This is a genomic window from Natribacillus halophilus (genome assembly GCF_900100185.1).
In the GTDB taxonomy this organism is placed as follows: Bacteria; Bacillota; Bacilli; order Bacillales; family Marinococcaceae; genus Natribacillus; species Natribacillus halophilus.
In genome coordinates this window covers 1-10,824 of record NZ_FNEN01000033.1, presented here as the reverse complement: position 1 = coordinate 10,824, position 10,824 = coordinate 1, and the positions used below count along the sequence as shown (strand labels likewise).

At 47.0% G+C, this 10,824-nt stretch carries 8 protein-coding genes, 5 tRNA genes, 1 rRNA gene and 1 pseudogene; all 15 read right to left on the bottom strand.

What is annotated here, in order from left to right; genetic code table 11:
* Positions 1 to 209 precede the first annotated feature (209 nt).
* Positions 210 to 1,214, bottom strand: a complete 1,005-nt coding sequence (gene tsaD, locus BLS58_RS16770; protein WP_090400248.1) for a tRNA (adenosine(37)-N6)-threonylcarbamoyltransferase complex transferase subunit TsaD — start codon at positions 1,212 to 1,214, stop codon at positions 210 to 212.
* A gap of 235 nt (positions 1,215 to 1,449) precedes the next feature.
* Positions 1,450 to 1,899 carry a ribosomal protein S18-alanine N-acetyltransferase gene (gene rimI / locus BLS58_RS16765; RefSeq protein WP_090400246.1) on the bottom strand — a complete coding sequence of 150 codons (450 nt, stop codon included), beginning with the start codon at positions 1,897 to 1,899 and terminating at the stop codon, positions 1,450 to 1,452.
* Complete coding sequence (gene tsaB / locus BLS58_RS16760) at positions 1,892 to 2,590, bottom strand: tRNA (adenosine(37)-N6)-threonylcarbamoyltransferase complex dimerization subunit type 1 TsaB (protein ID WP_090400245.1); 699 nt, start codon at positions 2,588 to 2,590, stop codon at positions 1,892 to 1,894. Before tsaB ends, rimI begins: the two co-directional genes overlap by 8 nt.
* Positions 2,587 to 3,033 (bottom strand): tRNA (adenosine(37)-N6)-threonylcarbamoyltransferase complex ATPase subunit type 1 TsaE, encoded by a 447-nt coding sequence (gene tsaE, locus BLS58_RS16755; protein ID WP_090400243.1) that lies wholly within the window; start codon positions 3,031 to 3,033, stop codon positions 2,587 to 2,589. Before tsaE ends, tsaB begins: the two co-directional genes overlap by 4 nt.
* Before the next feature lie 10 nt (positions 3,034 to 3,043).
* Positions 3,044 to 4,012 carry a thiamine-phosphate kinase gene (gene thiL / locus BLS58_RS16750; protein ID WP_090400241.1) on the bottom strand — a complete coding sequence of 323 codons (969 nt, stop codon included), beginning with the start codon at positions 4,010 to 4,012 and terminating at the stop codon, positions 3,044 to 3,046.
* A gap of 192 nt (positions 4,013 to 4,204) precedes the next feature.
* Positions 4,205 to 4,281, bottom strand: a tRNA-Met gene (locus BLS58_RS16745).
* 8 nt (positions 4,282 to 4,289) lie between these two features.
* Positions 4,290 to 4,406, bottom strand: a 5S ribosomal RNA gene (rrf, locus tag BLS58_RS16740).
* Between the two features lie 138 nt (positions 4,407 to 4,544).
* Positions 4,545 to 6,179, bottom strand: a complete 1,635-nt coding sequence (locus BLS58_RS16735; RefSeq protein WP_090400240.1) for a glutathione ABC transporter substrate-binding protein — start codon at positions 6,177 to 6,179, stop codon at positions 4,545 to 4,547.
* 142 nt (positions 6,180 to 6,321) lie between these two features.
* Positions 6,322 to 6,398 (bottom strand) — tRNA-Ile (locus tag BLS58_RS16730).
* 6 nt (positions 6,399 to 6,404) lie between these two features.
* A tRNA-Gly gene (locus BLS58_RS16725) sits at positions 6,405 to 6,478 on the bottom strand.
* A 12-nt stretch (positions 6,479 to 6,490) separates the two neighbouring features.
* Positions 6,491 to 6,567 (bottom strand) — tRNA-Pro (locus BLS58_RS16720).
* 39 nt (positions 6,568 to 6,606) lie between these two features.
* Positions 6,607 to 6,683, bottom strand: a tRNA-Arg gene (locus BLS58_RS16715).
* Between the two features lie 155 nt (positions 6,684 to 6,838).
* Complete coding sequence (asnB, locus tag BLS58_RS16710; protein ID WP_090400238.1) at positions 6,839 to 8,749, bottom strand: asparagine synthase (glutamine-hydrolyzing); 1,911 nt, start codon at positions 8,747 to 8,749, stop codon at positions 6,839 to 6,841.
* Between the two features lie 397 nt (positions 8,750 to 9,146).
* Complete coding sequence (gene betB, locus BLS58_RS16705) at positions 9,147 to 10,616, bottom strand: betaine-aldehyde dehydrogenase (protein ID WP_090400237.1); 1,470 nt, start codon at positions 10,614 to 10,616, stop codon at positions 9,147 to 9,149.
* 49 nt (positions 10,617 to 10,665) lie between these two features.
* Positions 10,666 to 10,824, bottom strand: a pseudogene (locus BLS58_RS18105) (ferredoxin--NADP(+) reductase); the annotation flags it as partial.

Below are 10,824 nucleotides of genomic sequence, written 5' to 3'. Positions count from 1 at the left end.
GACCGAGCGTAACACTCCCAGAGGGACAAGAAGCGCGGTCCCATACCCCAAAGACCGAGCGTAACACTCCCAGAGGGACAAGAAGCGCGGTCCCACCCCGAGACTAACACCTTGTCAGCAAGGATCGGCCTAATTATGGCGCCCAGGATCGGGTAACAGCTTTAATCGGATGCGGGGCGGGGCGAACCGAGCCGAACCCACCCCAAACATCACCCCAGCAATAACCCGGGCTCGCCGTTTAAATCATAACCGGCTCGCAGTCCTTTCTTCCAGGCAATCTGCGCCGCAGCACCAATCATTGCAGCATTGTCCGTGCATAACGAAAGGGGGGGGATAACCAATTCAACGTTTCCTTCAGCCGGGAACTCACTCTCCATCGATGACCTAAGCTCCCTATTAGCAGCAACTCCACCGGTGACGAGGAATTGTTTCACGTCATATTCGGAAGCTGCCCGGCGCGAGCGTTCCACCAAAACATCCGTCACACTGGCCTGAAAACTAGCGGCCACGTTTTCCGGGACAACTTCTTCGCCCCGCTGCTTTGCATTATGGATATAATTCAATACCGCTGATTTTAAACCGCTGAAACTAAAATCATAGGAGCCGTCCTCCAACCACGCCCGCGGAAAATCAATCGTCACCTCCCCTTTCGCGGCGAGCCGATCGATCTCCGGGCCACCGGGATAAGAAAGCCCAATCGTTCGCGCCACTTTGTCATAAGCTTCTCCGACCGCGTCATCTCTCGTTTCCCCGACCCCTTCATAGACACCTTCTTTCGGCATATAAATGAGAGAGGTGTGCCCGCCGGAGACGACGAGCGCAAGGGTTGGATACTCTACCTCAGCAACAAGTTGAGCTGCATGAATATGTCCGCCAATATGATGGACCGGAAGTAACGGGAGATCATGAGCATAGGCAAGCCCTTTTGCCGTATTCACCCCAACGAGCAACGCTCCGACAAGTCCCGGTCCCTCGGTAACGGCAATCGCGTCCAAATCTTTATAGCTCATCTTGGCCGCTGACATAGCTTCTTCAACGACCATGGTCATATTTTCCACATGATGTCTGGAAGCCACTTCCGGGACAACCCCTCCAAAACGTTGATGAATCTCCATTTGTGAGGCGACGATATTAGAGATGATGTTTTTACCGTCTTCGACGATCGCCACGGCGGTTTCATCACAGCTCGTTTCTATAGCCAATATCCGGGGCATCTTTACTCATTCCTTTAAAGAAAACTTGGCTTATCGCCAAGCCTGGCGAAAGCCTTAGTTGCACTTATGCAGGATAAGAAAGTATAACTTTTGTATGAAAACAACCATTATTGGAGCAGCGCAAACCAATCAGTATAACCAACATATGTCACGATTATACTTTTTGCGCTAAATCAGTTGTTTTCATGATAGATGGTGGCGGTATGCTCAGCCGCCATGATGGTTTCTTATCTGCTTAAAAAGTCAAACTCATAATCCACGCATCTTCACTATTATCCGTATAATATCCTTTTTTGACACCGGTTTTTTGAAATCCGAACACACTATAAAAATGCTGCGCGATGCTATTACTCTCGCGCACCTCCAGGGTCAAAGTCTTAACGCCAAAATTAAGCGCCTGTGCGATGATTGCTTTTAACAATGATCGCCCCACGCCTTGATTTCTATAAGCGGATAAAACGGCGATATTCGTAATATGGGCCTCGTCCACCGCAATCCAAACCCCACAATAACCGATGATTCTCTGTTGATCGCTGGCAACCAAGTAATGGGCAAAAGAATTTTTCACCAATTCATTGATAAAGGCTTGCCGTATCCAGGGCATTCGAAAGGATTCTTTTTCAACGTCCAACACCTGTTCAATGTCGCTAATCATCATGGGACGAATGTTATACTGTTCACTCATGATCTCCCTGCACCTTTCGCCAATTCTTCTCGGCCTCTGCCAGTTGCAAATAGCGGGGAACAAGGGCATGAACATTGGAAACGGGAGGCTTATCCAAAGCGATCCGAAGAATCTCGGCGGGTTTGATTCTACTATCGGTCGCTCCCCCAAACGACGCTTTTGATCCCAATGCTTGTTGAATGTTGTCGCGATGAAGATCAACATCCAAACTTAAAAAATAAACCGGTAATGACCTCGATGCTAATTCTGCCAATAAATCATCCAGCAGCCACAGCTTCTCTTGAAACACTGCTTGCAGATCACCTTCTCGTGCTTCGTAAACACCAGCGTACACCTGCCCTCGGCGGGCATCAATAAACGAGCACACAAGACCATTGCCAAACCGACGATTGCTGGCGAGCGCTTCCAGTGATGAAACGTCATAGATAGGGATTTGGAGCGCGCTTGCCATCGCTTTCGCCGTAGACACGCCGATACGTACGCCGGTATAAGAACCGGGCCCGGTGGTAACAGCAATGCCCGATAAATCGGAAGGTTCAACGTTGATACTCTTCATAACATGATCGATGCCAGGCATTAATCTTAATGAGTGATTTTTCTTTTCATACGTCGTCCATTCCGCTTTCACGGCTTCTTTATCGCCTAATGCAACACCCAAAACGTAAGTTGATGTATCCATGGCCAAAATCATTGTGCAGTTAACTCCTTGAAAATTTGCTCATAACGACGTTCTTTCGTGTCAACATACAACGCACGCACGTGCTCGTCGATACGCTTGAAAGTTATATTTACCCGCTGCTCCGGCAGTTCCATATTGTTTGCCCATTCTACAACCGTTACTCCGTCACCTTCAATATATTCGTCCAACCCCACATCTTCTTCACCAAGACGATACGCATCTATATGATAAAAATGCAAACGGCCATTGTACACCTTCAAAATCGTGAACGTCGGGCTATTCACCATTTCCTTGACACCCAGTCCTTTAGCAAGTCCTTTGCTAAAATGCGTCTTCCCTGCACCGAGATCGCCATCCAGAGCAAACAGATCACCGGACGCTGCGCTTTGACCGAGACGTTCACCAATGTCGACTGTATCTTCTGTAGAATGACTCAGCAATTGATATTGAGACATGTGTGTCACCTCATTGATGGCGATATCCGCCCTGCTTAAGTGGAATTCTCTCACCGTTTTGCCGTCGCATGAATACTGACGGCGAGCCTCCTTCGACCGTACCGATAGCTGTAAGTGAAAGACCTTTTTCTTTTGCAGCCGCTTCAATATCTGGCCACTTTGATTTCTCGACCGTTCCCACGAGTTGAAAATCTTCACCGCCGTTCAAGGCAAAATCGAGGGCTTTTTGTTTTCCGAAAAGTTTTTCAGCTTCCTTGCTAATGGGAATTTTATCCTCTTTGAGACAAAAAGATACATGACTCGCTTCCGCCAATTCCCAAACTTCCGAGGATAGGCCGTCGCTAATGTCGTTGAGAGAGACGCGATATCCACTATCCTTTAATAGCTGTCCGAGTATCACTTGCGGCTCCGGGCGCTGATGGGCCATTGTAAGCCTATTTCTTTCATTAAAATCCTGCTCTAACAAAATCTCCAAACCTGCCCGCGATTCTCCCAAAATGCCTGAAACGAAGGCGACATCTCCTTCTCTGGCACTGCTTCTGAGAAGTGAATGGTCTGTTTCTATCTCTCCTAGTACGGTGATCGAGATGGTGAGCCCACTTTTCGATGTCACGCTATCCCCGCCGATTAAAATCACATTATAGTGATTAGCCAGGTCATTCATCCCTCTGTATATGTCTAACAGTTCATCTTGCTCCCAATCAGAGGAGATCGCCAACGAAACGAGATAATACCGAGGCTTCCCGCCCATCGCAGCGATATCACTCAAATTAACGGCTAACGCTTTATATCCTATATCATACAGACGTAACGTTGAACGCTTAAAATGAATACCTTCACAAAGCGTATCGACAGTGGTGATCACATCTTTATTTTTAAAATTCGGCACGACTGCTGCATCATCGCCGATCCCAATTTTGACATCGGAGCTGTCCGCCGTGAGCTGGTCAATTTTACGGATGAGGTCAAACTCGTTCATGATGGTTCTCCCTTTTGGCGTAACGTGATGGTCCTAGCTTATCATAATTGGATCTTATGTTGTTCGATCAATATATCACAGCGAACTCCATTTGAGACAAAAAAATAACAAACACTGCGGTTTGTTTTCTCGAAAATGTATATTGGTGGTTGCACTCCAGAGCACTACTGATGTTTACTTCGTAAACAATAGTGGTTGCGGGGGAAGGATTCGAACCTTCGGCCTCCGGGTTATGAGCCCGACGAGCTACCTGACTGCTCCACCCCGCGATATATAAACCTGGCGACGTCCTACTCTATCAGGGCGTCCCCGCCCAAATACCATCGGCGCTGAAGAGCTTAACTTCCGTGTTCGGCATGGGAACGGGTGTGACCTCTCCGCTATCGCCACCAGATTTTGTACATGACGCCTTTCAGCGTCACCTTTAATAATATAACACACCCGACAAATGCATACAAGAGGCAGCGGGAAAAAAATTATTTTTTCCCCCGCTGCCTCTAAAGCTTTTCATCCTACCATAATGCGCGGGAAATTAATATCCGCCGCTATCTGTTTCTTCCGTAAAGTATACATCTTCGAAGATATAACGTGAATTGGCCCAGCGGTCAAATCCTTCTACGTGATCGCCGACCGCTTCAATCTGCTGTTGAAACGCGATATAATGCATCGGCGTATCTTCGGAAAGAATGTCGTACGCATCGTGATAGAGTTGCTCTCGCTCATCTTCATCTATCTCTGCTCTTGCTTCTTCAAGCACTTGATCCATTTCTTCATTTTCGTAGAACATTCGGTTCCCGGCGGCTCCATGGCTATCGCTGTGAAAGAGTGACATCATGGTAGCATCGGCATCGACGGTGATCGCTGACCAGCTCATAATGTACATGCCCTGTTCACCTTCCTCCAGATAATCCATGTAAGCTCCCCATTCCATCTGCTCCAGTTCAACATCTATGCCAACATCGCCCAGCATATCCTGGATAACCTCGGAAATCTGAATACTAACCTCATTCGTATCGCTCGTTTGCAATTCGATCGTCACGCCGTCTTCGTATCCGGCATCAGCCAATAATTGTTCCGCTTCTTCCGGATCATAAGGGGTCGGCTCCGCATCCGGATCATGACCGAAAACGAGATCATTAATCGGGCCATTCGCCGGCTCGGCATACCCTTCATAAATACCGTCGATAATCGTGTCATTATCGATCGCTAACGTGATGGCCCGTCTTACATCCGGATCGTCCAGAGGCTCATTTTCCGTTTGCATACCGAGATACATCATGAGAAAAGAGTCAGAGGCAAATAATTCGGCATTGTCCATCCCCTCTACTCTCGGCGCGTTTGCCGGTTCGACGGTTTCCACCGCGTCAGTTTCATTATTTTCCAGCATGCTTAGCCGTGTTGAAATCTCCGGCACGACTTCAAATGTTACGCTGTCAAGATAAGCATTGTCTCCCCAGTAGTCATCGTTTCTCTCGAGGACGATTTCATCTCCCTGCTCCCACTCTGCAAACTCGAACGGACCGGTGCCGACAGGCTCGATTTCCAGGTTATGGTCATCGTTCGCGTCCGCCTCGATAGCAGCAGGGCTGATCATGCTGCCTACATTATGGGCTAAATGGCCGAGAAGAGGCGCGAACGGTTCATCAGTTGTGATTTCAACCGTATACTCATCAATGGCTTCTACATCTGAAATAGCTTCCAGATAGTCCGCTCGCGGAGCCGCGATGTCCTCATCAAATAAACGTTCCAGATTGACCTCCACCGCTTCGGCATTAAATGGTTCACCATCGTGGAACTCTACATCTTCGCGGAGGTTAAATTCCCAGGTATTTTCATCAATTTGCTCATAATCTTCCGCGAGCAAAGGTTGAATCTCCATATTTTCGTCTCTTTCCACAAGCGTCTCATAAAAATTAAAAGCCACAGACATTGAAGCAATATCCGTATACAAATGCGGATCCAGAGACGTAGCATCTTCCCCTCTCGCTAAATGAAAATCGCCTCCCTCTTCAGCTTCCTCGTCTGCATCTGCGCTTTCCTCAGTCTCTTCCTCGTCAGCTTCGCCATCATCACCCTCCGACTCTTCAACATCACTATCATCCGCACAAGCCACAAGCATGGCCAGCATTGACGACAGGAAAAAGGTCGACAACACGCGTCTTGACATCCACTCTCCCCCCTTATGTATATCCCCTTAATTTTCCATCGGTGTTGTAGTAAAAATAATTTTAGGAAAATTTACAGGTTTTACTATATTTTACCGATGTTCGTCCACTAATGCAATCGATTACATCTCTCTTTATATGTAATGGTGGGCCTGAGTGGACTCGAACCACCGACCTCACGCTTATCAGGCGTGCGCTCTCACCTACTGAGCTACAGGCCCATTACATGGAGCGGGTGATGGGAATCGAACCCACGTTATCAGCTTGGAAGGCTGAAGTTTTACCATTAAACTACACCCGCGTTTCATACCAATGGTCGGGAAGACAGGATTTGAACCTGCGACCTCTTCGTCCCGAACGAAGCGCTCTGCCAAGCTGAGCTACTTCCCGTCTCCAATTTCTAACCTCTCACTTCCAACCTCTAGTAAATGGCGCGCCCGAGAGGACTCGAACCCCTAGCCCTCTGATCCGAAGTCAGATGCTCTATCCAATTGAGCTACGGGCGCTAAAGGCTTGGGTACTTTTTTTCCGACAAAATTAAGATTATCATTGATCACCGTTTTTGTAAACATTAAATCATCCGATCGATCGAAAGGAACTCCTGCCTGTCATTTTGATTGGTACATAAAAGAGAATAAACTGGCCGCCCGCCCAGTTTATCCTAAACGGGAACATTCTCCAGGTGCTTCTCATGATTCTGAAGGAGGTTCGTTTTATATGCTTCTTCATCATCGACGACATGAGAGGGCTCCATATAAATATCGTGCCAAACCATAAAGACAAGAATCGTCCAAAGTTTACGGCTATGATCGTGTTCCTGTCTAACGTGTTGTGCGAGAAGTTTCCATATCTCTTGTTTGTTAAACAAGTGGTCAACAGGACTGTTTTGAATGACTTGCCTTGCCCAGTCATAAAGCTCGTCTCTTAGCCAATGGCGGATAGGAACGGGAAAACCAAGTTTTTTTCGATTTATGACCACCTCCGGCAGCAAATCTTTCACAGCTTGTCTGAGCACATATTTGGTGGTTCCCCTGGCAATTTTTACATGCGAGGGAAGGGTACTTGCTACCCGGAAAACTTCTTTATCCAAAAAAGGGACACGCAATTCCAGGGAATGAGCCATTGTCATACGGTCGGCTACCGTCAAAATATCTCCCTGAAGCCAAGTATGGAGGTCAATATATTGCATTTGGGTGCTTGGATCGTAGGAAGCAGCTTCCTGGTAAAAGCGTTCCGTCAGCTGTGTAAACCCATTAGCTTTATTATGATGCATCATTATCTTCTTCTTCTCCGACTCGTCAAATATCTTCGCATTCCCGACGTAACGCTCGGACAACGGGGTCGTGCCCCGAAGCAAAAAACTCCTTCCTTTCATGCCTTCCGGAAATACTTGGGCAAGCTGATTGAGCCCTCGTTTCAAGAAGGTCGGCATGTAGTCAAATCCTTTTAACGCCAAGGGCTCCCTGTAAATATTGTACCCGCCAAATAGTTCATCTGCCCCTTCGCCGGACAGTACTACTTTGACATGTTTTCTTGCTTCTTTGGCGACGAAATAGTTCGGTATAGCTGCAGGATCAGCGACAGGCTCATCCATATGCCAGATAATATTGGGAAGTTCCTGGATCAATTCTTCCGGCGTTATCACTTTCTGGATGTTTTTGACACCCAATTGATCGGCGGTTTCCTGTGCCAAGTCGATCTCGCTGTAACCTTCACGTTCAAAACCTACGGTGAAGGTGGTCAAATCCGGATTATGCTTCTTGGCTAACGCGACGATACTGGTGGAATCAATCCCGCCGGATAAAAAGGCGCCGACGGGAACGTCACTTCGCATATGTTTTTGCACTGAATCCTCTAAAACGTCCCTCGTTTGTTTCACGGATGACGCGAGCGTTTTGCTTCCATCCGGCTGAAAACGCAGTTGCTGATATTGATGAATCGCCGGGGATTTTCCCGGCTCCTTAATCATGTAATGACCGGGCTTTAACTGTTCCATTTCATCCAGTAAACACCGTTCTCCCGGGACGTACTGAAACGTTAAATAATTTTGTAATGCTTGAGGGGAAAGGGTACTTGTTCCCGGTTGAAACAGACTTTTTTCTTCCGAAGCAAAGCCCAGTCCTTCTTCCGTTTCATTGTAGTAGAAGGGTTTAATGCCGAATGCATCCCGTGCTGCAAATAACCTTTTTTCCTCCTTGTCCCAAATGACAAATGCAAACATTCCGCGCAATTTATGTATCGCAGCTTCTTTTTCCGTCGCATAGAGAGCAAGAAGCACCTCAGTATCAGAACCGGTATTAAAAGTTAAACCTGACTCTTCAAGTTCTTTTCTCAACTCGATGAAGTTATAAATTTCTCCATTAAAAACCAAATGATAACGACCGCTTGGGTCGCTCATCGGTTGCTGGCCATATTCAACGTCCAGAATGCTTAACCGGCGAAAACCTAACTGAATATATTCATCAACATAGGTGCCTTGATCATCGGGACCACGATGATAGATCTCTTTTCCCCAATTGGCACTATCAGAATAACTCGATAAATTCATAATTTGTCCGACAAAACCGCACATATTTACCCCTTATATGACAATTATTTTACAGCTTTAATAAAATTGTAAACGAGTATGTGATCCCTGTAAATAAAAAAACATGCTCATTTAAAAACACCAGCACGTTGTAAGTGTCGGTGTTTCAGCACGTTCATTATTCCCGTCTTTCTTTGATCAACTTATCCCGATCATCGGCTTGGGGCGCTCGTGAACGCTGTTTATTGCTCGCTGTATAAATCTCATTATTTCCCTCATGCGTATCGTAGACTTAAAGCCGTGGATTTTACGACTTTTAACGGAATAAATCTCGACGGGTTTTACCACAATAAAATGACGTTTAATTGCCGTTGGCACTTCAAATATATGGCCTCTAACATGGATTCACTTCCATGTTCATGCTGTTGTTTCATCACCCTTTTTATTTAAACCAATGCAATGGCACGGGGGTAGTGTTTCTGAACACATGCTTCGTTTCTGTATATTCTTCAAGTCCGGCACGTCCAAGTTCACGCCCAATTCCCGATTGCTTATAACCCCCCCAAGGGGCTTGCGCAAAGTAAGGATGGAAATCATTAATCCAGACGGTACCTAAGCGAAGTTGACCGGCAACGCGTTCAGCTTTGGCAATGTCTTCCGTAAAAGTCGCGCCCGCTAAACCATAGATGGTGTGATTCGCTTTAGCAATGGCATCTTCTTCTGAATTAAATGTTTCAATGGTAAGAACCGGTCCGAATACTTCTTCCTGGACGATGCGCATCTCTGCTGTACAATTGGTAAAAATCGTTGGTAGATAAAAGAACCCTTGCTGCAGATCAGCATCTTCCGGTCTTCGTCCACCAAGTGCAAGCGTCGCCCCTTCTTCTTGTCCAATCTTTACGTATGTTTCTACTTTATCTCGGTGCTCGGCAGAGATGAGCGGCCCAGATTGTGTATCTTCCTCAAAACCGTTGCCAAGTTTTATATTTTTAGCCCGCTTTACAAGGGCATTGACGAATGCGTCATGGATGGGCCTTTCGACAAGAAGACGAGCACCCGCCGAGCAGACTTGACCGGCGTGGAAGAAAACGGCATTTAGTGCCTGGTCAACAGCTGTCTCAAAGTCAGCATCGGCAAAAACAATGTTTGGATTTTTGCCCCCTAGTTCCAAAGCGATCTTTTTCACATTCGTACTGGCTGCTTGCATGATTTTTTTCCCGGTTTCGACGCCACCGGTGAAGGATATCAAATCCACATCCATGCTATCGGATAGATGCGCGCCTACACTCTTACCGGGACCGAGTACGAGGTTCGCCACACCGGCAGGCACACCTGCTTGCTCAAACAGTTCGAACACTTTCACTGTCGTAAGTGGCGTGATCTCGCTCGGCTTCATGACTAATGTGTTCCCTGCTACCAGTGCCGGCGCTAATTTCCAAGCTGCTTGCAGTAACGGATAGTTCCACGGAGTAATAAGTCCACAGACACCGACAGGCTCACGAATAACCTTACTTGTTGACCCCGGAATCGGGCTATCGATCATTTCACCGCCCTCTTTATCCGCTAGGCCAGCAAAATAAATAAAGACATTGGCGATATCATCCATATCATCGAGACTTTCACTGTACGTTTTTCCGGTGTCCAATGTTTCCAACTCTGCGAGTTCTTCACGTGACGCACGAATCAATCTCCCAATTTCATGTACAATCTCCCCGCGTTCATTCGCCGGCTTTTTCGTCCAAGCCCCTTCATCAAATGCTTTCCGGGCCGAAGCTACGGCCTGCAAAGCATCTTCTTTATTACCTTCCGCGACTGTCGCGATAGTCTCTTGATTATAGGGGTTAATAATGGCACGTTTTCCACCGGCGCCAGCATCGACCCATTTGCCATCAATGTACATTTGTAAACGCAAATGATAACGCTCCTTTTTCTCATATTTTCATTTTATTTAAATGCGGATGCTAAAACATATGCGTACTATGGCCAGGCTGAAGCCGGGATTTCGGGTCCATATAAGCTTTAGCGTTACTTACAGCCGTCGGTGCTTCGCCAAATCCGGTGGCTATGAGCTTCACTTTGCCATCGAAGGAGGTAATATCTCCGACAGCATAGATCCCCTT

Bases quoted from the DNA above. Each gene is read 5' to 3' on its own strand.
- BLS58_RS16735 (WP_090400240.1), bottom strand. From the start codon at position 6,179: ATGTCAAGACGCGTGTTGTCGACCTTTTTCCTGTCGTCAATGCTGGCC.
- rimI (WP_090400246.1), bottom strand. From the start codon at position 1,899: ATGAGTGAACAGTATAACATTCGTCCCATGATGATTAGCGACATTGAA.
- tsaD (WP_090400248.1), bottom strand. From the start codon at position 1,214: ATGCCCCGGATATTGGCTATAGAAACGAGCTGTGATGAAACCGCCGTG.
- tsaB (WP_090400245.1), bottom strand. From the start codon at position 2,590: ATGATTTTGGCCATGGATACATCAACTTACGTTTTGGGTGTTGCATTA.
- thiL (WP_090400241.1), bottom strand. From the start codon at position 4,012: ATGAACGAGTTTGACCTCATCCGTAAAATTGACCAGCTCACGGCGGAC.
- tsaE (WP_090400243.1), bottom strand. From the start codon at position 3,033: ATGTCTCAATATCAATTGCTGAGTCATTCTACAGAAGATACAGTCGAC.
- asnB (WP_090400238.1), bottom strand. From the start codon at position 8,749: ATGTGCGGTTTTGTCGGACAAATTATGAATTTATCGAGTTATTCTGAT.